This is a genomic window from Labrenzia sp. THAF191a (assembly GCF_009363335.1).
GTDB classification, from domain to species: Bacteria; Pseudomonadota; Alphaproteobacteria; order Rhizobiales; family Stappiaceae; genus Roseibium; species Roseibium algicola.
Map to the genome: position 1 here is coordinate 1,556,945 of NZ_CP045333.1, position 25,284 is coordinate 1,582,228.

The following is a 25,284-nucleotide window of genomic DNA, read 5'->3' on the forward strand; positions in this document are numbered from 1 at the left end:
CAAACCGGAAATATCGCACGATGCTCTAGATATCGAGAAAGACGGTTTCTCCCTCGCCCTGGAGACGAATGTCGAAGCGGTATTTGCCCTCGCCGGTTTTCTTTGCGACGAGCGTTTCCACGCGATGGCGCTGTTCTATCCGGTTTAGCAGCGGGTCTTTCGAATTGTCCTCATCCTCGAAGTAAAGCCGAGTGTTGAGGCCGATGTTGATCCCGCGGGACACCACCCAAAGAGAGATATGCGGCGCACTTTCGACACCGCCACGGCCTTTGTAACGGCCGGGTTTGACCGTGCGCAGCGTGAACTCACCAGAGTCCGCATCCGCGGCAAAACGACAATGGCCGGTAAAGGCGGGATCGGCTCCTTCGGTGCCCGGGAAAATACCTCCCGCGTCACACTGCCAGCTTTCGATCAGTGCGTCCCGCATTGCCCAACCCGTGCCGTCGTAGACCGAGCCTACGATCTCAATGATATCGCCCTTCACGTCGCCCTGTATGGGGGTGGTGCCGATCTCTTCGTGATAATAGCCGGCATTGCCCGCATAGGTCGGCATCAAGCCGATATGAACATAAGGTCCAGCCGTTTGGGACGGAGTTTCGATCAAGTTGTCGAGTTTCTGTACCATTATCACATGCCCTCCAGTTTATTCTCAAACATGGTTTGGCGGCGACCGCGCAACACGATGTCAAATTTATAGGCGAGGAAATCGAGCGGCCGGGATTTCGAGAAGTCGAGCGGTGCGACGAGACGGTCAAGCTGACTGCGATCCTTGATCGTAGCGGCAATCGGACAATGATTGATGAGCGGATCGCCCTCGAAATACATCTGGGTGATCAGGCGTTGGCCGAAGCTGTTGCCATAAATAGATATGTGGATATGCATCGGACGCCAGTCATTGCCGCCGTTCGGCCAAGGGTAAGCTCCTGGACGCACAGTGAGGAATTCGTAATAGCCGTTTTCGTCTGTGATGGTCCGGCCGCAGCCACCGAAATTTGGATCGAGCGGAGCAAAGTAAGTGTCTTTCTTGTGGCGGTAACGCCCGCCCGCGTTGGCCTGCCAAATCTCGATTAGCGTATTGCGTACGGGTCGGCCCATCTCGTCCAGCACGCGACCATGCATCAGAATACGTTCCCCCACAGCCGGAGCTGCGCCCTTGGTCCAGTTTAGAACCAGATTGTTGTCCAACGGACCGAGCTTGCTGTGACCGAAGGTCGGGCCCGTCTCTTCCGACGGGGAACTTTCCATCGACAGAAGCGGCAGGTTGGGCGAGCGTGTTACGCTCGTTTTGTAACCGACATCGTAAGGGTTGGGATGGATTGCACGATTGCGCGGGATTAGTGGTCCTTGATCCCGGTTCGATAGGCCAGTCATTCTCTCTCCTCCATTTCAGCAAAGGTTTCCTTGGCAAGTTTCAGGGCATGGTTTGCTTTTGGAACTCCCGCATAGATAGCCACATGCTGCAGCGCTTCCGCGACATCGTCTTTTGACGTGCCCGTGCGCGCGGTGGCCCGGATATGCATCGGAATTTCATCGAAATTGCCTGTCGCCGCCAGAAGCGCGATGGTCAGCATGGACCGCTCTCTGCGCGAGATTTTGTCCGAGGACCACACTACACCCCAAGCCCCCTCGGTGATGAGGGTTTGAAACGGCAGGTCGAATTCAGTCTTCTTTGCCTCGGCACGATCCACGTGGGCATCGCCCAAAACCTCGCGCCGGGTCTTCATGCCCTGATCGAATCTGTTGTTCATTCGCTAATCCTTTCTACAAACTGCGTCAGCGCTTCGGTAAAAGCATCAGGCGCTTCAATCGCAGGCAAATGCCCGGTGTCTCCGAACATCACCAAACAGGCGAATGGAAGGTTGACGGCAAGCGCTTCGATCACTTCAGGTGGGGTTGCCAGATCGTACTTGCCGCCGAGTACCAGCGTGGGCTGTGTGATTTCACCCAGACGATCAGAAATGTCCGTGCCGGCAATCGCGGCACAGGTGGCGATGTACCCTTCTTGACATGTGCGTGCCAAAAGTGTGTGCCACAAAAACGCTTTGTTGTCCGCGAGCATCTTTGGTCCAAACCACCGTGGCAGAATTCCCTCGGCCATCGCTGCCATGCCGTGTTCGCGCACATCCGCGATACGCGTGTGCCAGCCCTCGGCGGCACCCAGCGTCGATGCGGTGTTGGACAAGACCAGGCCGTCAACGCGTTCTGGAGCCATTAAAGCGATGTGTTGCGCGATCAGCCCCCCGACAGAGCAACCGACGATGACTGCGCGATCCATGGCCGCCTGATCCATCGCGGCCAAAACATCGCTGGCCAGTTCCGGAATGCCATAGCCGGGAGGGGCGGTTTCGGACAGGCCGTGACCGCGCTTGTCCATGCGCAAACAGGCCCAGTCGGTCGGCAGGGCTGCTACCACCGCGTCCCACATCCGCAGATCCGTACCGAGTGAATTGACGAAAACCAGCTGGCTGCCCTCACCGGAACGGTGATTGGTGTGCATTATTCCCCAGTCGCGTGTTAGTGCTTGCATCGGTCCCTCCCGAGCAATCCTTCACATAATTTTTAGGTTTCGAAAAATACAAAAACGTGCCAAAAATATAACCAAATGAATATACCACCTGGTTTGAAACTGCGCCATATCGAGGCGTTTCTAGCGGTCGCGCGGAGTGGCACGATTTCAGCTGCTGCGCGGGTGCGCAATGTCTCGCAGCCCGCATTGTCCAAAACGGTCAATGAGCTCGAAACCATTTTAGGGACAGCGCTATTCGAACGGACCGGAAGGCGCGCAATCCTTACGCCGGCAGGAGAGGGCTTTCGCGCGCATGCATTGGCCGCGCTACAGAGTCTTGAGGCGGGGGTGCGCGATCTTTCGGGAAAAGTTCCGGTCGGATTGGTCAAAGTCGGGGTGTTGCCCACGGTTGCGGGGGGATTTTTTCCAACGGTTGCACTGGATTATCATCGCACGCATCGGGATGCGCGGGTTGGAATCATCACCGGGCCTAACCGCTATTTGTTGGAGATGCTGCGATCGGGGGGGATTGACTTCATGGTTGGGCGAATGCCGTCAGCCAAGAACATGCCGGGCCTGACCTTCGAACATCTTTATGACGAGCCGGTACTCCTCGTGGCGCGGGCCGATCATCCCGCGCTGGCAATGCCCGCGCCAAAGGCGCTGACCACTTTTCCGCTGATAGCCCCGAACCCCGGAGCGATCATCCGACAGATCGTGGATCAGTATCTGGTCGCGCAGGGACTGAGCGGGCTTGTTCCGGCCTTCGAGACGGTGGCCCTTCCCTTGGCGCTGTCTCTGGTCGAACAATCCGACATGCTGTGGTTTATCTCGCGCGGGGTCGTTGAGCGCGAATTGCGGCGGGGCACGCTAGCGGCAATCGAACTCAGGTCGGACTATATGGCTGGTTCGGTAGGGATTACGCGCAGGTTCACCTTCAACGAAGACAGCCCCGCCGATTTATTGGCGAGGCTGTTGCACAAGCGTGCGGAGGAAATGGTCGGCTGAGGGGTCTCGGGCCACTTTGGGAGCGATTTCGTTCCCTGGTCAAATCGGGTGCCAATTTCGAGGGGTCCTTCTCTCCGAGTTTCAGGTCGAACATGGTGCTGCTCGTGGCGCGCGCCGGACATTTCCGGCAAATGCCCCGGAGCGATGGCGCCGCCATGCCTGGCCCTTGGAAACAGAACTCGGCCAGGATCGGCTGCGTCCAGCTGATCGGTCGGTGCGGTACCGCCGGTGCGGTGTTCGGCATCGGATTGGCAGCGGCAGACGAGCCCCAGACGCAAAGGCCATGGAACATTTGTCCCATCTGCGGCGCCTCCGGTTGGCGACGGATGCGTTCTCCGATTGACAGTAATTAGAACTCTAAGATAACAGGTGTGCATGCAGGAGGACAAATCTGATGGACACCTTGAACCTTGACGCGAACCTGAAGCTCTCGAAACAGGCCGATCTTTATTACGGTGGCGCATGGGTTCCACCGGTCGAAGGCAGCTACGAACAAACGCTGAATCCGGGAACCGGCCAGCCGATTGGCATGGTCGCCACCGCGAGTCGTGCCGATGTCGATAGAGCGGTGGCGGAAGCGCTCAAAGGGTTCCATGAATGGCGTGATGTTTTGCCCCTGGAGCGGGCACGGATCCTGAAGGAAATTGCTACCCTTCTCCGTAAGCATGGAGACGAACTCGCACTGATCGACGCCGCGAATTGCGGGAATCCCTATACGGAAATGCGCGGGGATGCCGCGATTGCGGCGGCTCAAATGGACTTTTTTGCAGGCCTCGTGACCGAGATGAAAGGCGACACGATTCCGATGGGGCCGGACCGCGTCAACATGACATCGCGCCAGCCGCTCGGCGTGGTCGCACGTATCCTTGCCTTCAATCATCCTTTCATGTTCTGCGGCGGTAAGATGGCTGCGCCCCTTGCGGCGGGCAATGCCGTTATCATCAAGCCGCCGGTGCAAGCGCCTCTCTCGGCTCTTCGCCTCGCCGAAATCGTTGAAGGGTTGTTGCCGAAGGGCACCTTCAGCGTTTTGCCTGGCGGTGTTGAAGCCGGTGCGGGTTTGGCCGAGCATCCAGGCGTGGCCAAGGTAACGCTGATTGGTTCGGTGCCGGCCGGGCGCGCGGTGATGCGCAGTGCGAGCGCCACAGTTAAACCTGTCCTGCTGGAATTGGGCGGCAAGAATGCCTTGATCGCCTATCCGGACAGCGATCCCAAGAAGATCGCCGATGCGATCGTTGCCGGAATGAACTTTGGCTGGTGCGGACAGTCATGCGGTTCGACCAGCAGAGCCTTTGTTCATGAAGACATTCACGACGAGGTCGTTTCTCTCCTGGCTAAAGCAGTCGAGCGTTACAAGCCGGGCGTCCCGACCGATCCGACGACAACCATGGGAGCTATTGTCAGCCGAACTCAATTCGATCGCGTGCTGAGCTTCATCGAGTCGGCCGTGAACGAGGGCGCGCGTACGGTGACGGGCGGGCACGCGGTGACCGATGGCGCTTTGGCCGAGGGTTGTTTCATCGCGCCGACGATCTTCGCCGATGTGACACCGGACATGAGGATCGCTCGCGAAGAAATATTTGGTCCTGTACTGGCTATTCGGAAGTGGAGCGACGAAGTCGAAATGCTGAGAGAGGTCAATGCGCTCGAGCTTGGCCTGACCTGCGCAATATGGACACGCGATCTCGCTACCGCGCATCGAACGGCTGCACGCGTCGAGGCAGGCTTTGTCTGGGTCAACGAGGTCGGCCGCCATTTCCTGGGGGCTCCCTTCGGTGGGGTGAAGCAATCCGGTATCGGACGGGAAGAAGGGATCGGAGAGCTGATTTCCTTCACTCACGAAAAGAACATCCACATCAATTTGCTGGGCCAATAAGTTTGCGGTCGGGTGGCGTCCCGGCACGGCGCCACTCCATGGGTTTGCCGTCGATTGTATTCATTTGACAGCAGCCGACGAGGGCATCCGCGATCCTGCAGGCAGGCGCCCCTCGTTGTGAGACCGGCGAGTGCGCGGTGACAACCGAGAAGGAGCAAACACAGTGAACAGCTTTGCTAGGGTTCCGGACATCATATTGGAGCCTATGGTCCGAAACGCCATCATGGAGGATCTAGGAGGCGCCGGCGACGTTACGACGCGTGCCGTTCTTCCGGAAACCACGCGTTATCGGGCCGAACTGAAAGCCAGGCAGGCCGCGGTTGTTTCCGGTATGCAAGTTGCAGCCCTGACGTTTCGTCTGATCGATCCCACCCTGAAGATTGAAACGGTCGTTGCGGACGGTTCCGCTTGCAAAGCCGGCGATACGCTTTTGAAAGTCGAGGGACTGGCGTCGTCGATCCTCGCTGCCGAGCGTGTGGCGCTGAACTTCGCGGGCCGACTTTCAGGGACGGCAACGCTTACAGCTGCATACGGGCAGGCTCTCGAAGGGACCGGAGCCAGAATAACGTGCACCCGAAAAACGACGCCAGGCATGAAGCTTGTCGAGAAGCTCGCTGTTCTTCACGGTGGAGGCCATAATCACCGGTTCTCATTATCGGACGCCATCCTGATCAAGGATAATCACATCGCCGCGGCCGGAGGAATCAGGCCGGTTCTGGAAGCGGTCAAGCGTTCTGCGGGGCATATGGTCGTTGTCGAGATCGAAATCGACGGGCTTGGGCAATTGGATGAAGTGTTAGAGGCAGGAGGCGCCGATGTCATTCTGTTTGACAACATGTCGACCCAGGACATGGCAGAGGCCGTGCGCCGGATAGACGACGGTCGGATGAAGACCGAAGCGAGCGGCAATGTACGCATCGACCGGCTGCAAGAGATCGCTGCAACGGGAGTTGATTACATATCATCGGGAGCGTTGACCCATTCGGCTGGCACGGTCGATTTCGGACTGGATTTCTGATCTCACAGACAAAAAAGCGCGCGGCGGCGAAAATTCGCCGCTTTTTTTCGTCCAGCGCCCGGACCGTCAGTTGACTTGATTTACGTAATATGTGATTGAGTTATTTAATAAGTAATTCGCCTGAGTTTGGGAGGACGATGTGAGCGAAGACTGTTTCCAGCTCGGAATCGATATCGGTGGCACCTTTACGGACCTCAGCCTGTTGTCTCATGACGGCAGCGCATCGCACGCTCACAAGGTCGCAAGCACGCCGAGTTCTCCGTCGAAAGCCGTGGCACGCGGCATCAGCGAATTGATGGCTTCGATCGGCCGGCCGGCGGATGCGATCACCTATTTCGTGCACGGCCAGACGATCGCGCTGAACGCGGTCCTGGAGCGGCGCGGCGCGCGAGGTGCGCTGATCGTCAGCCAGGGAAATCGAGATATCCTGGAAATTGCCAGGCTGCGAAAGCCTGACATCTTTAATCTGAAGGCCGCGCTGCCGGATGCCATAGTCGCGCGGCAGGACGTGTTTGAGATCCCGGCGCGTGGGGATGACGAGGACTTCTCGGTTGCCGATGACGCGATAGAGGCGACGATCTCGAGCCTGCCCGCCGAGATAGAAAGTGTCGCGATCTGCCTTTTGGGGTCTTACAGAGGCCCGGCGGTCGAAAAGAAGATCGCCGATCGGCTACGTGAGGTGCGGCCTGAGCTTTACATTTCGTGCTCATCCGACCTTTGGCCGGAAATCCGTGAATACGAGCGGGCAAGTGTAGCCTCGCTGAATGCATACGTTCAGCCGATCATGAGCCGCTATGTTGATGACCTGTCTATCGACACGCAGCGGGTGGGGCTCGATACCGCCTTGCAGATCACTCAGTCGAATGGCGGCATTCTCAGCGCGTCCAGCGCCAAGGTAAAACCCGTGAACACCATGCTGTCCGGACCTGCGTCAGGCGTGGTCGGCGCAGCCTATGTCGCGGCGCTGAGCGGCATTTGCGACGCGGTGACGCTGGACATCGGCGGCACCAGCGCCGATTTTTCAATCATTCGAGACCGGGAGCCGGTCTACTCCACCGATGCGGCGGTCGGCGATTTTCCAATCGTCATGCCAACGGTCGATGTTTTCGCAGTGGGAGCCGGGGGCGGCTCCATCGCATGGTTCGATCCGTTTGGAATCCTTAAATTGGGTCCGCAAAGTGCAGGCGCCGATCCGGGGCCAGCCTGTTACGACCGTGGCGGCACCGAGACGACAGTCACCGACGCTTACTTGGTTGCCGGCTACATTGACCCCGACAAATTCGCTGCGGGGAACCTGCCATTGAAGCGTGAGAACGCTTTGGCGGCGGTGGGTCGCATTGCCAGCCGACTGGACTGCTCTGTCGAAGCTGCGTCCGAGGCCATTCTGCGTCTGGCTACCGCCACGATGACCAGCGCAATTCTTCCGATGATGACCAAGCGGGGTTTGGATCCACGCGATTTCACGTTGATCTCTTTTGGCGGTGCCGGGCCGACGCATGCCTGCCTTTTGGCCGAAGAGGTCGGCATAAAACAAATTCTCGTGCCGCGATCGCCAGGCACCATGTGCGCTCTGGGAGCGACTATTGCTGACTATCAATATAACTTCATCCGAAGTTTGAGGCGTCCGCTGGCGTAACTGGATTCCGGGGTCTTGCGCGAGGTTTATCGCCAGCTAGAGCAGGAGGGACGCAACAGCCTCGCTTCGGAAAGCCCGATAATCGAACGTGTCGAAGTCTTGCGTTCTGCAAACATGCGGTATCGCGGCCAATCTTTCGATGTCGACGTCACGTTGCCGGCAACGCTGGAGGTGGACGCCCTGACGCCAGAGCTGCTGGCGCAGAATTTTCACGATACCTACGAGACGCTGTATCACAACAGCGATCCCGGGTCGGCGGTTGAACTTGTGTCATTGCGGGTCAAGGTCGTCGGGCGGAGGCGGAAACCCATGCTGCCACCGGCAAGAGAACGGACCAACTCCGCCAAACTGGAGCCCACCGGCCAACGACCGATCTTTCATAGCGGGCGGCCTCATGTCGCTTCCGTTTTCAGTCGCGACGACATACGCGATGGAGACCGTGTCGAAGGACCTGCCGTAATCGAGCAGGCTGACACGACCACCATTGTCACGCCGGGTTTTGCGGCGCGCTGCGATGGCGCCGGCAACCTTCTCATCCATGCTACGTAGAGGATAACACAATGAAAGAAAAAACGTTTTCTCTGCGCACCGATTCAGCCCAACTTGATATCTTCGTCCAGCGGTTCCGATCAATCGCCGAAGAAATGGGATATTCGCTTCAACGGACCGGGCACACGGCGTTTGTAAATGAAACCGCTGATCTAGGTGTTGCTCTGGTAACCCGCGATGGCGAGATTTTCGGTTATCCTCACAGCATTGGCATCACGATGTTTGCCAATCTGAACTTCAAGAAGACGATCGACAGCATCGGCAGTTTCGAACCGGGCGATATCGTCGTCTGCAACGATCCATACGCGAGCGGCGGCCTGTCTTCACATCTGCCCGACATCAGCGTTTTGGCTCCAATCTATGCTGGCACAAAGCTGATCTGCTTTGCCTACGCCTACGTCCATTCGACCGATGTGGGAGGGCGTGTTGCCGGGAGCCTTTCGCCGTCGAGTTACGAGATCTATCAGGAAGGGATCCGGATCCCTCCATCCCATCTCTACAAGGCAGGCAAGCTGAACGAAGAACTCTTGCACCTGATCCTGTGCAATTGCCGGGTTCCGAACGACAACTGGGGCGATCTGAAGGCGATGGTTACCGCGCTTCGTGTCGCCCAGCACCGGATGACTGAATGCTTCGAGAAATACAGCGTCGACGGCGTTGTGCTCGCGATGGAAGATGTGCTGAATTACAGTGAAATGCGAGCCCGTGCGGTAATTGAAGGTATTCCCGACGGTACGTACCGTTTTTCAGACTATCTGGATGACGATGTCATCTCAGAAATTCCGATCAAATTCTGTGTCGCGTTAACCGTAGCCGGCGACGAGATCACAATAGATTTTACCGGCAGCGATACCCAGTTAAGAACCGCCTTCAATATCTATTCGGACGGGAAGGCGCATCCTTGGTTGGTGTATACGATAATGTTCGTATTGCTGACGATCGATCGCGACATTCCCGTCAACGCAGGTCTGATGCGATCGGTGAACGTGATTGCTCAACCCGGGTCGGTTGTGAACTGTCAGGCACCTGCAGCGGTCGGGCTGCGAACGACAACCGGGGTGCGGGTGCAGGACGCCATTCGCGGCGCGCTGGCGCAGGCCTTGCCGAAAGTCATTCCGGCGGCGGGTGCGGGCTACATCGCGCCGATCGTCTTCACCGAGCCGAATTTGGCCGAAGGCGGCCTGAAGGTGAATGTGCTGGAGCCGCTGGTTGGTGGCACAGGCGCACACGAGGATGGCGATGGGTTGAACGCGCGCGATGTGGTGGACATCGCAAATTTGCGCAACAGTCCCCTCGAGGTGGTCGAAAGCACTTCGGGCGTTCGTATTCTGAACTATGCGCTGCGGCCGGATTCAGGCGGCGCGGGCAAATATCGCGGCGGCCTGGGCATCATCTTTGATTTCGAGGTTCTCCAGCATGACTGTCTCGTAACCGCTCGCGGGCAGGAGCGGCATCGGTTCAGCCCATGGGGTTTATTGGGCGGCTGCTGCGGCGAAATGGCCGGCGTATTCATCCGGCGAGCTGGAACAAAGGATTTCCAGCCTCTCGCCAAGATCGACTCGCTCAACGTGAATTGCGGTGACGTTATTCGGGTCCTTACGCCGGGCGGCGGCGGGTACGGGTCTCCGCAAGACCGCGATCCGGCCAAGGTTTTACATGACGTAGGGAACGGGCTGGTCTCCGAGAAGGCGGCCAGGGAAACATACAAGGTCGTTATCGAGGACGGGGCGCTCGACCTGGCTGGGACTGAACGGCTGAGGAACGAGCTGGGTTCTCGGGAGGCTCCAGCCATTTTCAGTTTCGGGCCGGAACGCGAGGCGTATGAAGCTGTCTGGAGCGAAGAAGCATGGTCGCGCCTGATAACCAACATCTTCACCCTTCCGATCCCTCTGCGCGCTTCTATTCGTGGCCGTGTCTGGGCAGCCGCGCGTCGGCGTGCAGAAGAGACCGGCAAATCGCTGAGCGCAGCCGATATCGACGATTGCTGGTTGGAAACCGTCCCGGCAGGTCTGCTCAACGAGCGCGCCGCAGCTGCCGGTTTCAGCAATTGTGAAGTAAAGGTGCCGGCAGAGTGACTGGGACAAATTCTCAATCGTTGTTCGGACGCGCCCTGCAATGTGTGAGCTGGCTTAGCGAGCTCGCAGTCATGATTTCCGGTGTCGTAATGGCGCTGATGGTGGCGCATGTCGTTCTAGACGTAAGCTTGCGCTATGTAATCGGCGTTCCGCTGGCGGGCACGACCGAGATTGTGTCGCGCTATTACATGGTTACGCTGATCTTTTTGCCGATCGCTTTTGTTCAGATCACTGACCAGCACATCAGCGCAAGCCTGATCAGCGATATGTTGTCAACAAGATCGCGCTTTTTGCTCGACTGTCTGACTTCGCTATTGATGGCGGTCTTCGCGATGTTGCTTGCTTGGTGCGCGGGGGCCGAAGCATTGCGCGCAACCGAAATCACCGAACAGATCCAGACACCATCCTATTTTTTGCCGACTTGGCCCGCGCGCTGGATTCCGGTTCTGGCGTTATCGCTGGTCGTTATCGTCTCGGTCCTGAACCTTGTGATGCAGATGGTTCGGTTCATCACCTACGGATCCGCGAAGGCGACCGTTTCTGGAGCCGACAAAGCGAAAGTACTGTCCCAATGACTCCACTGGCCATCGGATTTTGGGGTATGGGGATTGCGCTTGTGCTTGTTGCGCTGCGGGTGCCGATCGGGCTGGCTTTGGGGATTGTGGCATTCGTCGGAATAGCCGCTGTGTCGAGCTGGAGCGCGGCTTTCAGCATTCTGAGCCTGATACCTTACGAAACGGCCGCCAGTTGGGAACTTTCGGCAATCCCGATGTTTCTTCTCATGGGAGCGCTTGCCTTCCGGTCGGGCCTGACAAGCGCTCTTTTCGACGCGGCCAGACTTTGGCTGGGCTGGTTACCCGGCGGGCTTGCCGTGGCCACGAACTTCGCCTGTGCGGGGTTCGCCGCCGCCTCGGGCTCCAGCCTGGCGACGACCCTTACCATGGGCCGAATTGCCTTACCCGAGATGAAGAAAGCCGGATATGACATGGGTCTTGCGACCGGCGTTGTCGCCTCTGCAGGGACCTTAGGATCATTGATCCCGCCCAGCGTCATGATGATCCTGATTGGGGTTTTTGCGCAGACTTCGATACTCAAGCTCTTTGCAGCCGGTATTGCGCCGGGTCTTCTGTCCGCGCTCGCCTTTGCCCTGATGGTTATTCTGCGGGCCAAGCTTCAACCTGATACGGCGCCGCGTATGGTCGAAAAACCGACTCTGCGCGAAAAACTAACCGTCACCGCAGCGATTTGGCCGCTTCCGGTACTGGTCCTCGGCGTGATCGGTGGCATCTACAGCGGCGTCGTCACGGCGACCGAAGCGGGAGCGTTCGGCGCCGCACTGACATTTGTCATTGCGCTACTGAACGGCGCGCTGTCTTGGCCGGTTGTTAAATCCAGTTTCTGGGATGCGCTGGTTGGGACCGCCACCTTGTTCTTCATTGTGCTTGGAGCCGTGCTTCTAACCCGGTTTTTGGCATTTTCCGGGTTGCCGATGTTTCTGGCGCAAATCATGACCGACGCGAATGTCTCGCCGCTCGGGATCATTCTGATCGCCGGCGCCTGTTATCTCGTGCTCGGCATGTTCCTGGACCCACTGGGCCTGCTGTTTCTCACGCTCCCGATAATGCTGCCGATGTTCAAGTCTGTTGGTCTCGACATGACCTTGATGGGCATCTTGATCGTTAAATTTGTAGAGATCGGGCTGATGTCGCCACCGGTCGGGTTGAACGTCTTTGCGGTCAAATCGCTGGTGGGGCCGGATGTGCCGCTGAGTATGATTTATCGCGGAGTTCTGTGGTTCTTGGTCGTTGACCTTCTGGTCATAGGCCTGCTGATCGCATTTCCGGACATAACGCTTTTGTTGCCGAGGCTGATGGGGCTTTGAAAACAGTCGAACAGTAAGTCCAAAATGGGAGGAGGAAGTATGAAGAATAGAGTGATAAAAACTGCCGCAGTCGCAGCTTTTCTAGGGTTGACCTGCAGCGCAAATGCAGATGAACTCAGGTACAACACATTCATGCCGCCGCTGGCCATTGAAGCCGTGCAGGCGCAAGAATTCTTCGATGAACTCGCGGCTGCCACGGACGGTGCCCTCGAAACGCAGGTTTTCGTCGGAGGCCAGATGTTGGGTGGCCAAGCTAGCCTGGGCGGAATTCGCGCCGGCGTCATGGACGCCGGATTTATCGTGCCTACGCTGAATTCCAGCGAAATCCCACATGTTGCAATGCTGCCGGAGCTTCTGCCGTTTGCGGCCAACTTCTGGGCTGCCGCAGGCGCGACCAACGAAACGATGTTGCTGAACTGCGACGAATGCATCGCCGATCTTGAAAAGCAAAACGCGGTCTGGTTGGGAGGGCATGCAGCTTCGCCATGGTATCTGATGTGCGCGCAACCGATTTCTAGCTCGGACGATATTGCCGGGAAGAAAATTCGTGTGACGGGTGGATTTGCTGTGCGCCTCATCAATGCCCTGGGAGCTGTACCTGTGTCGCTGCCGGCGAGTGAAGTCGGGCCTGCTTTGCAGCAGGGCCAGGTCGACTGCGCGGTAGGTAATCTCGCCTGGCTTCAAACGCTGGGTTTGATCGACTCCGTGCGCGGTATCGTCGATCAACCGATCGGAAGCTATCACGGCCTGGGTGAATTCATCTTCAACCGTGATGCTGTTGCAAATCTGGACGAAGCGAACCGCTCGGCGCTGATTTCGGCAATCCCCGGACGGATTGCGAAGATCAGCAAGACCTACGCCGACCAGGAGGCTGCTGCGCGCATGGCGGCCGACGAAAAGGGCGTGGTCTTCTGGAAACCTGATGACGCGTTCAACGAAGCGATGGAAGATTTTCGCGCCAGCGAGCTTGAGGCGGTAGCGAACGACATCGTCAAATTGGGTGGGTCGTCTGACGCCAAGGCGATTGTTCAGCAACATATCGAGACATTGCAGCGCTGGGACGGCCTCGTTCAGGGCGTCGAGGGCGATGTCGATGCATTCACCGCACTGCTGGAAAGAGAAGTCTTCTCCAAGGTCAAGCAATAAATGGCATTGGGTTCGGTGACATCCGTCGTGTCACCGAGCCCGGACAACCCTTGAACCATCTGTACAAATGATGAGCGATAATCGCGATCTCGTAGCGCCGCCCCGGTTGAACAGTCTTGCGTGTGGGTTCCGTTTTGGCGGGCGCGCGCGTTTCGGAGTGATCTTGCCGTCCGGCAACATTGTGGCTGAGGGAGATTTGGCCGCATTGTTACCGCGGGATATCACTTTGCATGTGACGCGCCTGCGACTGACCGGCAGTTCGCGCGAACAACTAAACGCCATGGCAGAAGATGTCGAAACTGCGGCTTCGCTTGTGGGCGATGTCGATCCTGCGGTCGTCGGATTTCATTGTACTGCTGTTTCCACGCTGAGCGAGCAACTGGAGAGAGATATTCTGGCGCGCGCGTGTTCAGCCTCCGGCAGACGGGTCGTCGCTACGTCTGAAGCGATCGTAAGCGCTCTAAATGCACTGACGGCGCGAACGCTGGTCTTGATTACCCCCTATGTCGACCACATCGTCAAAAGCGAAGTCGCATTTCTCAATCGGCATGGATTTGACGTCATCGATGCCCATGGTCTCGGAATAGACCATCCAAGGGATATGGCCGCCTTGCCGCCGGAAGACTGGCTTGCGTTAACGAAAGAACATTACGCCCAAAAAGCCGATGCATATTTTGTCAGCTGCACGGCGATCCGTTCGCTCGAGGTCGTCAGCCTCCTCGAGGAGCAGCTTGGCAAACCCGTGATCACAAGCAATCAGGTCATGGCTTGGCATCTGCTGAGAACAGCCGGGTTCAACGATCAACCACATGGTTTCGGCCATCTGCTGAGCCACCACTGAAACCTCAATAACATGGACTTATCGCATGACTGATCAAAGACCTTCGGGAGTTGAACGGCCGGTTGCCTCTGACAGCGACGGAGTTTGGGGGAGCGACGTTTTTGCGGAGATGCTTAGGGGTCTTCGCGTTAAATACGTCACCCTTAATCCAGGATCGAGCTTTCGTGGGCTACATGACAGCCTGGTGAACCACCTGGGCAACGAAGACCCACAGATGTTGCTTTGCCTGCATGAGGAACATGCAGTGGCAATCGCGCACGGATATGCCAAGGTTACAGGTGAACCTCTTGCTGTGATCCTGCACAGCAATGTCGGGCTGATGCATGGAACGATGGCAATTTTCAACGCCTGGTGCGACCGCGTGCCTGTGTTGATCTACGGTGCGACCGGACCTGTGGATGCGGCGTTGCGCCGTCCATGGATCGACTGGTTGCATACCTGCCGCGACCAGGCTTCAATGATACGCAACTATGTGAAATGGGATGACCAGCCTGCTTCGATGGAGGCAGCGATCGAATCCATGCTGAGGGCAAATCTGATTGCCCGGGCGGAACCGCACGGCCCGACTTATGTAAATTTTGATGTGTCGATCCAGGAAAAACAGCATGCCGAAGCGCCGGCATTGCCCGACTTTTCGCGTTACCGGTCGCCACTGCCGGCGGACCCTTCCGCTGAGGGGGTGGCGCGTGCCGCCGAGTTGCTGAAAAACGCCAAAAATCCGGTTGTCCTGGCGGGGCGGGTGTCGCGCGATCCGGCTGACTGGGCGCGGCGTGTGGCATTGGTCGAAGCTTTGGGAGCGAAGGTTCTGACCGACATCCGGATCGGCGCTTCTTTCCCGACGAACCATTCTCTGCACCGTGGCAAACCTGCATTCTTTATCGACGATGCGGCGGGCGAAGTTCTGCGGGAAGCCGATGTGATCCTCAGCCTCGACTGGCTTGACGTTGCCGGAACGCTCAAGCTGGCAGGCAAGGTTGAAGCCAAGATTATCCAGGCCTCTCTCGATTATCAGTTGCACAATGGCTGGGGCATGGAGCATCAGGGGCTGTCGGCACTCGATCTCCACCTGGCCAGTTCGCCGGACCGCGCGATGCATGCCATTGCGGATTTGCTGGGTGTTGGCGCTGGCGACGAGCCCGAAAACCTGCCGGTGAAACCCGCCCTGAATGCTCCCGCTCCGGAAGCGCCGCTGGATATCATGACGCTGGCCGGGGCACTTGGCGAAGGGCTGGACGGGATTTGCGCCAGCATGGTGCGCTTGCCGCTCGGTTGGGCGGGCGAGGCGTGGCATTTCCGCCACCCACTCGATTTCCTTGGCTCCGATGGCGGTGCCGGGATCGGCTCCGGTCCGGGTATGCTGATCGGTGCCGCGCTGGCATTGAAAGGCAGCGAGCGTATGCCGGTCGCGGTTCTCGGGGATGGCGACTTCATGATGGCGGCCTCGGCGTTCTGGACCGCAGCGCACTATGGAGCACCGTTTCTGGCGGTGGTGTCGAACAACCGCTCTTTCTACAATGACGAGGTTCACCAGGAGCGTGTTGCTGTCGCTCGCAACCGTCCGGTGGAGAACAAGTGGATCGGTCAGCGTATCGGCGATCCGGACATCGACATCGCAGGCGTTGCTCGTGCACAGGGATGCGAGGGGATCGGGCCTGTCTTTACCGCGGGCGAACTGGTCGAAGCGGTCAAGAAAGGCATCGAGTTGGTTCGTGAAGGCAAGAGCGTTGTGATCGATGCGCGCGTTCAGCCTGGTTACAACCCCAACATGGTTGCTGGCCTGACCCGGAGCGAATGAAGATGAAACCCAAGATCTATATAGCACAGGATCCTGTGCTCGCGGACGTACTCGAAAGCGCTTCGACCAAGCTTTCCGATCTTGGCTGGGATGTGGTGCGGGGGCCGGCAATAGTTCCAGGCGTGCCTTTACGCCTGTCTGCAGAGCAGCGGCAGACACTATTGTCGGACGTGGATATCATCGTGGCCAGCTCCCGCTCTCGGCTCAGCGAAGAAGATCTCGACGCGTCTTCGCGCTTGCGGGCGCTGGTGTTTCCCACGATCGGGGTCGACGCGGTCGATCTCGAGGCCTGCGGAATGCGCGGGCTAATCGTGGGGAACGGAGCGACCCCCGAGAATTTTCTCGCGATGTCCGAGGCAACCGTGATGCTGATGCTCGTGCTTCTCTACAAGCTGCACACATCTGAGCGTCTCTTGCATGAAAACGCCAAACGTCCGCAGCAGATGTATGCCCGTATGCTGCGCGGCAGGACTGTCGGGTTAATTGGTTCGGGCCGGATCGGCGGCGGGGTGATCGACCGCCTCCGGGCATTCGAACCGGCTGAGATCTTGGTTCACGATCCCTTCCTGACGCCGGAGACCGCACCTGAAGGCGTATGTCTGGTCGATCGCGACGCGTTACTGGTGCAGTCCGACGTGATCAGCCTGCATGTGCCTCTCAATGCACAAACTCGCGGAATGATCGGGGAGGCCGAACTGCGGAAAATGAAACGTGACGCGATCCTGGTGAACACATCCCGTGGCGGACTGATCGACGAAGACGCTTTGGTCGAGGTCATGTCCGAAGGTCATCTTTCGGGAGTTGGCCTCGATGTGACTGAGACCGAACCGCTACCGGCGGATCACCCGCTGCGCGGGCTTGATCGTGTCGTCCTTACGCCGCACATCCTGGGTCATACGATCGATCTTTATTCGATCATGCCGGAGGTTCTGGTGGAAAACGCCACCCGCCTCATGGATGGCGATCTGCCGAAATACACCCGCAATCTCGAAGTCGAACCTGCTTGGAGAGAGCGGTTGGCGAACATGCAGGAGGGTTGACGTGAACTGGCCGGACTTCGCTTGATGCTTGATGAGAGTCCGCTCCATGTAAACTGCAAACCCCGAGGCGATCTCCCTGCGAAAAAGAGCACCCGGCTGTGCAGCAATGCAGTTTGTTGTGCTGTAAGTGGCTGCGGTGCTTTTCAGGGACTTGGCAATAGCTCGTCGTGCTGATCTTATGAGGCCATGAGCGAGCAAATTGAGTATAGCGCGGCAGATGAGGCGGGCGTTGAACGTATAGCGAGGCTGGTGCGCCTGGCTGCGCGCGGTTTCAACCGTTCTCTTCAGATCCGCCTTCAAACCCAAAATGTTACCTTCGGGCAGTGGATATTCCTCCGCATTCTCTGGCAAGAGGACGGGCTGTCTCAACGCGAACTGAGCGATAGAGCGCACCTCACGGAACCGACCGCACATACCGCACTCATTCGCATGGAGGAACTGGGCTACATTGTTCGGCGCAATGTCGAGGGCAATAAACGTCGTCTGCATGCGTTCCTGACCGCGAAAGGTTGGGAACTTCGTGAACTGCTTGAACCGCTTGCGCTCGAAGCCAATGATATCGCCCTTTCCAGCCTCACGAAGGACGAGCAAACCACGTTGCGAAAAGCGCTGACTGTCATGATCCGAAATCTTGAGGAAGATGAACGACGTGCCGCATCGCGTGGGGTTCGGGTGCCGCCAACCAAGGGCCACGCTTCCTCTTAGCCATCGTAGGCCAGTGAGCCGACAGCATTGTCGAACGGGCGGTTCATACGGTCGAGCGGGTTTGGCGCGGACTTGTCCGGAAACGTCGTTTTGAGCCGCTTGCCCCGAATGTTCCCCTGAAGCCCCATGACCCTCATAAGCCTGGCCACGTGAAACGGGCGATATCGAAGCCCTCCCGCTGCAATTGCCGCCGGATCTTGCGCGTACCATAGACGCGGAAGTTTTCCTCGAAGACACGGCGCCTCGATCTTCAGAGCGATACCGCGGCGGGGGCGGACCGAAAGCCGCTCCGCGCCCTGTCGCTTGGCGACATTCTCGTGACGAGCCGATGGGGCAATCGGCAGAACTCTGCAAATCGGCTCCACCCAAAAACCCTGATCTTAGTTGACTAAGATCAGGCAATCCATTATGCCTATATAACATAGATATCTAACATTAGATGTCTATGAGGATGGAGAGGGAGGAACCTGTGAAAAAGAGTTTTAAAGCCGTTATTGCGGCCATCGGAATGTGTGCAATTGCAGGCAGCGCAGTTGCGGAAAGCGTCACCGTCACACTTTCGGGAGGAAACCCGTCCGGTCTTTGGTCTCTGCTTGGTGCTGGCATTGACCGAGCAGTTAAGGCTGACGATCCCAGTGGTGTCGTTACATACCAAGCAACCGGAGGCGGGTTTGCAAACATTGCTTTGCTGGGCGCAGGTCGGACGGACTTAGGTTTGGCCCACGACGCCGAGATCAAGTTGGCGCTCGCCGGGGAAGAGCCGTTCAAGGCACCCATCAACAATATTCAGGCCATCGGGTATATGTACAATTGGGCGCCGATGCATTTTTTTCTTAGAAAATCCATTGCCGATGAATACGGGATCGACAGTATTGACGATCTGGCGAAATCAGGTGCGGCTATACGCGTCGCGAACAACAATGCGGGCAACATCGTGGCCAATATCACGACGTTCATGCTCGAAGAAGCCGGCTATGATGAGGCTACTATCGAAGCGAACGGCGGAGTTCTGGTTCGGGGCGGCTCTGCACAGCAAGCGGACCTGATAACCGACGGTCGGACCGACATGGTTATTAACGGCATCTTTGTGGGACATTCGTCGTTCCGGAAAGTTGACAAAAGTAATGAAGTTGTACTTCTGAGTGTTCCCCAGGAAATCATTGAGAAGACGAACGCAAAATTTGGAACGGGAACCTATACAATTCCCGGCGAAAGTTACGCCAACCAATCTGATGACGTTGTTACGGTCGCGCTGGGTGCAATGGTGATCACGACCGAGAGCCTGCCCGAAGAAACCGGCTATATGCTCGCAAAAGATATCGCAGAAAACATCGATGAAATTCGCGGTGTGCACAACGCGATGAAGCAGTTGACGCCAGAACTGCTTGTTTCTCAGACCACACTTCCGTTCCATGCCGGTGCAAAGCGCGCTTACATGGAATTGGGTCTTATTAAGTAACACCTTTCAGACAATGCAGCCGGCCCGCAAAAGCAACAGCGCGCTGGCTGCATACTGCTGCCAAGTGCATTGCTGCGGACTTTGCATGTGTAAACACAGGCAAGGCACGTTCAGTGCAGGCAATTTACTTTCAAACAACAAACGTGAAACGGTGTAGGCATGGACTTCCCTTCGCTGACTGAAACAGGCCGCCGTAGAAAACTCGCGCCTACCATGAGTACCGTTGTCAAGGTACTGTCGGCGGCCTTCGCCATATGGGTAGTTCATTCAAATCTGTTCATTATCGCTGACCCGCTTATTCAGGGTATTCTCTTTATTTCGGGGATATTCACCATTCTTTTTCTGGCGATTGGAGCGACCTCCAGAGCGCCGGACCGGATTCCTTTCTACGACTGGATTCTAGCGGCTCTCAGTCTTGCTTGCGGCGTCTATTTCTTCATGACTTCGGGAGCGATAGCGAACCGGATAAGCATTCTGGATGAGTTCACGATTGATCAGTTGTTCTTCGGTTCCTCGCTCCTGTTTCTGACGCTCGAAGCGACCCGGCGTACTACCGGCTTGGGGCTCACCGGGGTTGTCTTGCTCTTTCTGTTCTACAATCTTTTTGGCTATCTGCTGCCACCTCCGTTCGGTCATCGGGTTAGTGAGTTTACATATCTGCTCGATATCCTCGTTTTTACGACCGACGGCTTGTTTGGCGTTCCGATTCAGGTGGTGGCGAGCTACGTTTTCCTTTTCGTGATGTTCGGAACATTTCTGTCAAAGGCAGGAGGCGGCGATTTCTTCTTTAACCTTGCGGCTCTGGTCACCGGGCGCGCAAGAGGAGGACCTGCCAAGATCGCGATCATCTCGTCTGGATTATATGGAACGATGTCCGGCAGCCCCACTTCCGATGTCGTCGCAACCGGTTCGATCACTATCCCTGTGATGAAACGGCTTGGATATCGCGCCCGATTTGCAGGAGCGGTGGAGGTCGCAGCATCCACCGGTGGTAGCGCGATGCCCCCGATCATGGGGTCAGCGGCGTTCATCATGGCCGAATACTCGGGGATTTCCTATAACTCGATTGTGCTCGCGGCCCTGATACCAGCTTTGCTTTATTATACCGGCGTTTTCGCCCAGGTGCACTTGCGCTCGGTCAAATACGACCTGCGGCCGTCGGAAGACGAGGTTCCGACCGCTACGGAAACGTTCAAAACCGGCTGGGTCTTTTTGCTGCCTATCATCGGTATTATCGTTGCGCTGATACTCGGTTATTCACCGACGTTTACGGCTGGTGTCGGCGTCCTTGTCACGATTGTCGCTTCATTGATCCTGAAAGAAACGCGGCTTTCGCCTTGGCAAATCGTGGAAGGTCTTGGAACAACCACTCTGCAGATCTTGCCGGTTGCCGGTGCATGTGCTGCTGCGGGCCTGGTTATTGGCGGATTGTCCATGACCGGCCTTGGGATGAAATCAGCGAATGTGATTCTAACCGTTAGCGATGCGCAGCCAATACTGACGCTCGTGATTGCCGCAACCGTCACGATCGTTCTCGGTCTGGGGATGCCGACCCCGAGCGCCTATATTCTGGCGGCCGTGCTCGTGGGACCGGCGCTATCCAAGCTCGGCTTCCCGATCCTTCCGAGCCAAATGTTCTTGCTCTACTATGCGATCTTGTCTGCACTAACTCCTCCGATCGCTGTTGCAGCCATTGCCGCGTCTGCGATCGCCGACGAGGATCCCTTCAAAATTGCCTTCTCGGCCGTAAGGCTTGCAATCGTTGGATTTTTGTTACCTTTCGCCTTCGTCTGGAATCCGGGAATACTTCTGGAGCTCGGGCCTTTGGCAAACACTCTCGCAGTGGTCGGGGCGTTCTTCGGCGCGTTCGCCATCGCAGCCTCGATAGAGGGATTGATCAAGACCGAACTGCTCACCTGGGAAAGAGTCCTTCTAACGGTTGCGGCGGTGGGGGCTGTAAGCCCTTATCCCGTCGTATCCGGCTTGTGCATCTTGCTGATTGCCGGGTTGATCGTACGACAGTTCGTGTTTTCTGCGAGGGTGAGAAACGTCGAAAATCCTTAGTCCCGGTCGACGTGCGAATGGAATATGGAAAACATTCACTCGACCGGACGGCACCTGCGTTTTGAAGAATTACGATCAGTTCGACCGCTTGATTGGACTTGCTGATACCAACGGGTGGTCTACACATGTCAAAAATTCAGGCAGGTCAACCGGCACCGGTAGGCAACGGGTCGGGCTTGATACTTACAATTACAGCTCTGCCGGAAGATCTGACGCGCGTAACGCAAGCTATTCATGATTTAACCGTCGATATCGTTTCTGCGGACAGGAACGCGGAGAGCAGCGGGCAAATGCGAAGCGCCCATGGTGGCGAAGTTTTATTTTCCTTGAGTTTCGACGTCAGCCAGCTCAAATCAGATGGTCGGGATTTGCCCGGCTACATCGGTCGAGAACTCCGACACCAACTGAGCAATTCTTCCGCAAAGATTCGCTGCGACGCTGTCGTCAACGAGCCGATTGAGGATGTGCAAAAGCAACCGCTTTTTTGGAAACGCTGGGTGGTCAGTATGCTAGGTGTCTATCCGTTGCTGATCATAATATACCACGCGTTAAAGCCGCTAACCGAAAACGTATCTGCACCGATTTCTTTGTTTTTGGTGGCATTCGTTCTGACAGGTTTGAATACGCGTTACGTAATGCCGTTGCTCATGAGAAAAATGCATTCGTGGTTGGAACTCTAGCAAGATTTTTCTCAAAAGGCGCAAATAGATCGTGCATCGGCCATGAACCTTTCACGCTTAGGTCAGTTGCCGGAACCTCCCATAAAAGCATCGCACGATGCTCTGAATTCATAGAGTTTTCATCTCCAACAACAGCCGTTGTGCGGCCTTCGCGTTGGACGAGGGGAGGCCGGATTTCACGGCAGCGGGAAACTCCGAAGTCAGGGTTTCGGGATCCTGCAATAGCAGGCGAAAAAATTCTGCCCTCCAGTTGACAGCTTAAACTTAGAAAGCTAAGAATACTGGAGAAGCCATAAGCCGCCCGATGGTGTTTTTTAACGTGGCGGTCCGTGGAGGAGGGAGATCAAATGCTTACACCCGAAGAGAATGAACTGCTGACCCGTGTGACCGGCGACGCCCCGATGGCGCGGCTGATGCGTCAGCATTGGACTCCTGTTTGCCTGATCGAAGAGGTGGAAGAGCCGGACGGCAAGCCGCTTCGCGTTGAAGTTCTCGGCGAAAGCTATGTGGCATTTCGCGATTCAAAGGGGCGCTTGGGCCTGTTGGATGAGCTTTGCCCGCACCGCAAGGCTTCGCTGGTCTTTGGCCGAAATGAGGAATGCGGGCTTCGCTGCCTCTATCATGGCTGGAAAATGGACGTTGACGGCAACGTTGTCGCTATGTCGTCGGAGCCGGAAGGCAGTCCTCTGATGGACAAGGTGAAGCACCGTTCCTACCCCGTTCGCGAGTGGGGCGGTTTCGTCTGGGCTTGGCTTGGCGACAAAGACGAAATGCCGGAGTTTCAACCGCCGGCATTTGCACCGCGCGCGGATTCTCCGATCGCAATCCTAAAGATCCGAATCCCCGCGAATTGGGCGCAGATCCACGAAGGCCAGATCGACAGCGCGCACTCGTCTTCGCTGCATTCATCTGACATGGTTCCAGCCAAAGTCGAAGGTGCGGCGGCGGACGAAAAGTCATGGTATCGGCCCTCGACCGACAAATCGCCTCGCATGCAAACGGAAACGACAAGTTATGGGTTTCACTATGCCGCGATCCGTACTCCCATCAAGAACGCGGCTACGCACAATTACATTCGGGTTACCGAATTCGTTGCGCCCTACTACTCGCTGATACCGCCCAACAACAATTACAGGGTGGCCGCGGTGATTGTGCCAATCAATGATGAGGAAACCGCTTTCCACTTCATTGCTTGGGATGGGCCGAACGTCCCGACAACGGACGAGTGGCGCCGGTTCACGCATGCGGTGCCGGGTGTGGATGTCGATGACAAATGGCGTTGCCTGCGCACCTTGGACAACGATTTCCTTCAGGATCGTGATGCGATGAAGGAAGGCAATTTTACTGGTATCAAGGGCATTCCCAACCAGGATATTGCGATGTGGGTGTCGATGGGCGCGCGCGTCCAGCGCCACACCGATGTCCTCGGTGCGTCAGACCTGGCCATTGTCGAATTCCGCCGCCTGATGGCGGATGCGGCTAAAAAAGTAGCCGAAGGTGGTCAGGCAATCGGAACGGATTCCGAGATCCCGCAGGTTTTGATCAACTCCCACGAGGGGGTTTACCCGAAAGAAACCGACTGGCGAACACTTCTCAACACTTCGGGAAAAACAGTCGCTGCAGAATAGGTTCTGCTGAAATTTCCTCCCGGATCCGCCTGAGGCCGCACGCGGTCTTGGGTGGTTCTTTCGTGAGCGGAGGGGGCGATGTGTCGTCGCTGCAAGGGTGTAATCTTGGGGTGTCGCGGGCTGTGGCAAAGCAAATCGGCAAGTAAGATGAGCCAACCCATCAACATTGACGACTTGCGACGATTGGCCCGCATTCGCTTGCCACGGGTGGTGTTCGATTTTCTTGACGGCGGGGCTGAAGACGAAGTTACTCTGCAGAGAAACAGGCAGGCATATGAGGATATTCAGTTAAGACCCAAAATTCTTAACGGTGGCATGGTCGATCTTTCGGTCAATCTATTTGGCCAAAAATTCTCTGCACCTTTCATTATTGGCCCGACGGGTTTGAACGGGATCTATTGGCCGAAAGGGGATTTGCATCTGGCAAGTGCCGCCCAAGGTGCGGGTGTCGGTTTCGCGGTTTCCACGGCGTCCAACACATCAATGGAAGCGATTGCACAACAAACGGATAGTCCTCTTTGGTTCCAGCTTTATCCGTGGGGAAAACCGGGCTTTTCCGAGGCGCTCATAGAGCGTGCCGCCAATGCCGGCTATGCGGCGCTGATTGTCACGGTCGACTCTTTGGTTGGGGGAAAACGCGAGCGTGATTTACGGCACGGTTTCTCACATGAAATCAAAATGAGCGCTCCCGTAATCCTGGACGGGCTGATGCATCCTAGATGGCTGGGTTCGGTTTGGCTTGGCAGAAACAGGCCACGATTACAGAATCTTGTGGCGTTCCTGGGGGAGGGGGTAAGCGACGCAGCGCTGGCGGATTTCACCCGTTCCCAACGGAATCCTCATTTTTCCTGGGACGATGTTCGGCGTATTCGCAAACAATGGAACGGACCGCTGCTGATCAAAGGCATAATGTGCGGGGAGGACGCGTTACGCGCCTGCAAGGAGGGCGCTGATGGAGTCATCGTGTCAAATCACGGGGGTCGCCAACTCGATGGTGCGCCCGCGACCATCGAAGTCATTGAGGACATTGCCGGACAACTAGACCGCGATGCAACCGTTCTGCTGGACGGCGGCATTCGGCGGGGCAGCGATATCGTAAAGGCGCTTGCTTTGGGGGCACACGGCGTACTTCTCGGCCGGGCGACATTATACGGCCTGGCGGCCGGTGGCCGCGATGGGGCGGCGCAAGCCCTGTCGATACTGGAGGACGAAGTGCGCAGAACACTGATTTTCATTGGCTGCAAATCGGTTCAACAGCTCGGACAGCATCATATCGCGGGTAGAAGAAACGCCGCGGCACTGCCTGGACGGAATACTTAAGCAACTCGTTAGGCCACGGAAAATACGTAACGTTTCAGCAGATTGCCAAGCGGTTGACT

The 25,284-nt window shown here is 57.0% G+C and carries 22 protein-coding genes and 1 pseudogene; 18 read left to right on the forward strand and 5 right to left on the reverse strand.

What is annotated here, in order from left to right; translation table 11 throughout:
- Nucleotides 1-25: 25 nt before the first annotated feature.
- The 4 genes from pcaG to pcaD are packed head-to-tail and all read right to left on the reverse strand — an operon-like array spanning nt 26 to nt 2,527.
- Nucleotides 26-625 carry a protocatechuate 3,4-dioxygenase subunit alpha gene (gene pcaG / locus FIV05_RS07145; protein ID WP_152505192.1) on the reverse strand — a complete coding sequence of 200 codons (600 nt, stop codon included), beginning with the start codon at nt 623-625 and terminating at the stop codon, nt 26-28.
- A gap of 2 nt (nt 626-627) precedes the next feature.
- The gene (pcaH, locus tag FIV05_RS07150) at nt 628-1,371 is read right to left on the reverse strand and encodes a protocatechuate 3,4-dioxygenase subunit beta (RefSeq protein ID WP_152505193.1); all 744 of its coding nucleotides are present in this window, start codon (nt 1,369-1,371) and stop codon (nt 628-630) included.
- The gene (gene pcaC / locus FIV05_RS07155; RefSeq protein WP_152509090.1) at nt 1,368-1,748 is read right to left on the reverse strand and encodes a 4-carboxymuconolactone decarboxylase; all 381 of its coding nucleotides are present in this window, start codon (nt 1,746-1,748) and stop codon (nt 1,368-1,370) included. The genes pcaH and pcaC overlap by 4 nt, the downstream gene beginning before the upstream one ends.
- Complete coding sequence (gene pcaD, locus FIV05_RS07160) at nt 1,745-2,527, reverse strand: 3-oxoadipate enol-lactonase (protein WP_152505195.1); 783 nt, start codon at nt 2,525-2,527, stop codon at nt 1,745-1,747. Before pcaD ends, pcaC begins: the two co-directional genes overlap by 4 nt.
- A gap of 75 nt (nt 2,528-2,602) precedes the next feature.
- On the opposite strand from pcaD, the gene FIV05_RS07165 reads away from it, so the two are divergent.
- The 13 genes from FIV05_RS07165 to FIV05_RS07225 all read left to right on the forward strand — a co-directional run bounded on the left by FIV05_RS07165 (nt 2,603) and on the right by FIV05_RS07225 (nt 18,074).
- A complete protein-coding gene (locus tag FIV05_RS07165; RefSeq protein ID WP_152505196.1) occupies nt 2,603-3,514 on the forward strand; it encodes a LysR substrate-binding domain-containing protein in 912 nt (303 codons plus the stop codon).
- Between the two features lie 394 nt (nt 3,515-3,908).
- Nucleotides 3,909-5,387 (forward strand): aldehyde dehydrogenase family protein, encoded by a 1,479-nt coding sequence (locus tag FIV05_RS07170; RefSeq protein ID WP_152505197.1) that lies wholly within the window; start codon nt 3,909-3,911, stop codon nt 5,385-5,387.
- 163 nt (nt 5,388-5,550) lie between these two features.
- Nucleotides 5,551-6,405 (forward strand): carboxylating nicotinate-nucleotide diphosphorylase, encoded by an 855-nt coding sequence (gene nadC, locus FIV05_RS07175; RefSeq protein ID WP_152505198.1) that lies wholly within the window; start codon nt 5,551-5,553, stop codon nt 6,403-6,405.
- A gap of 139 nt (nt 6,406-6,544) precedes the next feature.
- Nucleotides 6,545-8,041, forward strand: coding sequence for a hydantoinase/oxoprolinase family protein (locus tag FIV05_RS07180; protein ID WP_152505199.1), 1,497 nt, complete (start codon nt 6,545-6,547; stop codon nt 8,039-8,041).
- Between the two features lie 15 nt (nt 8,042-8,056).
- A complete protein-coding gene (locus FIV05_RS07185) occupies nt 8,057-8,590 on the forward strand; it encodes a hypothetical protein (RefSeq protein ID WP_152505200.1) in 534 nt (177 codons plus the stop codon).
- 11 nt (nt 8,591-8,601) lie between these two features.
- Nucleotides 8,602-10,665: a hydantoinase B/oxoprolinase family protein gene (locus tag FIV05_RS07190; RefSeq protein WP_152505201.1), complete on the forward strand. Its 2,064-nt coding sequence runs from the start codon at nt 8,602-8,604 to the stop codon at nt 10,663-10,665.
- 71 nt (nt 10,666-10,736) lie between these two features.
- Nucleotides 10,737-11,240, forward strand: a complete 504-nt coding sequence (locus FIV05_RS31840; RefSeq protein ID WP_152505202.1) for a TRAP transporter small permease — start codon at nt 10,737-10,739, stop codon at nt 11,238-11,240.
- Between the two features lie 26 nt (nt 11,241-11,266).
- Nucleotides 11,267-12,547, forward strand: a complete 1,281-nt coding sequence (locus FIV05_RS07200) for a TRAP transporter large permease subunit (RefSeq protein WP_286202302.1) — start codon at nt 11,267-11,269, stop codon at nt 12,545-12,547.
- Nucleotides 12,548-12,586: 39 nt separating this feature from the next.
- Nucleotides 12,587-13,693 carry a TRAP transporter substrate-binding protein DctP gene (dctP, locus tag FIV05_RS07205; protein WP_173013795.1) on the forward strand — a complete coding sequence of 369 codons (1,107 nt, stop codon included), beginning with the start codon at nt 12,587-12,589 and terminating at the stop codon, nt 13,691-13,693.
- A 67-nt stretch (nt 13,694-13,760) separates the two neighbouring features.
- Complete coding sequence (locus FIV05_RS07210) at nt 13,761-14,534, forward strand: hypothetical protein (RefSeq protein WP_152505204.1); 774 nt, start codon at nt 13,761-13,763, stop codon at nt 14,532-14,534.
- A gap of 25 nt (nt 14,535-14,559) precedes the next feature.
- Nucleotides 14,560-16,329, forward strand: coding sequence for a thiamine pyrophosphate-dependent enzyme (locus tag FIV05_RS07215; protein WP_152505205.1), 1,770 nt, complete (start codon nt 14,560-14,562; stop codon nt 16,327-16,329).
- A 2-nt stretch (nt 16,330-16,331) separates the two neighbouring features.
- Nucleotides 16,332-17,369 carry a 2-hydroxyacid dehydrogenase gene (locus tag FIV05_RS07220; protein ID WP_152505206.1) on the forward strand — a complete coding sequence of 346 codons (1,038 nt, stop codon included), beginning with the start codon at nt 16,332-16,334 and terminating at the stop codon, nt 17,367-17,369.
- A 186-nt stretch (nt 17,370-17,555) separates the two neighbouring features.
- On the forward strand, nt 17,556-18,074 hold the full coding sequence (locus FIV05_RS07225; protein ID WP_209009886.1) for a MarR family transcriptional regulator: 519 nt from the start codon (nt 17,556-17,558) through the stop codon (nt 18,072-18,074).
- 32 nt (nt 18,075-18,106) lie between these two features.
- On the opposite strand, the pseudogene FIV05_RS31540 reads toward FIV05_RS07225, so the two are convergent.
- Nucleotides 18,107-18,445: pseudogene (locus FIV05_RS31540) on the reverse strand (IS3 family transposase); the annotation flags it as partial.
- Nucleotides 18,446-18,543: 98 nt separating this feature from the next.
- Here FIV05_RS31540 and FIV05_RS07235 point away from each other — a divergent pair.
- The 5 genes from FIV05_RS07235 (at nt 18,544) to FIV05_RS07255 (ending at nt 25,225) form a co-directional block, all read left to right on the forward strand.
- On the forward strand, nt 18,544-19,533 hold the full coding sequence (locus tag FIV05_RS07235) for a TAXI family TRAP transporter solute-binding subunit (protein WP_152505207.1): 990 nt from the start codon (nt 18,544-18,546) through the stop codon (nt 19,531-19,533).
- Between the two features lie 213 nt (nt 19,534-19,746).
- The gene (locus FIV05_RS07240) at nt 19,747-21,597 is read left to right on the forward strand and encodes a TRAP transporter fused permease subunit (RefSeq protein ID WP_152505208.1); all 1,851 of its coding nucleotides are present in this window, start codon (nt 19,747-19,749) and stop codon (nt 21,595-21,597) included.
- A gap of 125 nt (nt 21,598-21,722) precedes the next feature.
- Nucleotides 21,723-22,277 carry a hypothetical protein gene (locus FIV05_RS07245; protein ID WP_152505209.1) on the forward strand — a complete coding sequence of 185 codons (555 nt, stop codon included), beginning with the start codon at nt 21,723-21,725 and terminating at the stop codon, nt 22,275-22,277.
- A gap of 329 nt (nt 22,278-22,606) precedes the next feature.
- Complete coding sequence (locus FIV05_RS07250; RefSeq protein ID WP_286202271.1) at nt 22,607-23,905, forward strand: Rieske 2Fe-2S domain-containing protein; 1,299 nt, start codon at nt 22,607-22,609, stop codon at nt 23,903-23,905.
- Between the two features lie 147 nt (nt 23,906-24,052).
- Nucleotides 24,053-25,225, forward strand: coding sequence for an alpha-hydroxy acid oxidase (locus tag FIV05_RS07255; protein ID WP_152505210.1), 1,173 nt, complete (start codon nt 24,053-24,055; stop codon nt 25,223-25,225).
- The last annotated feature ends 59 nt before the right edge of the window (nt 25,226-25,284 follow it).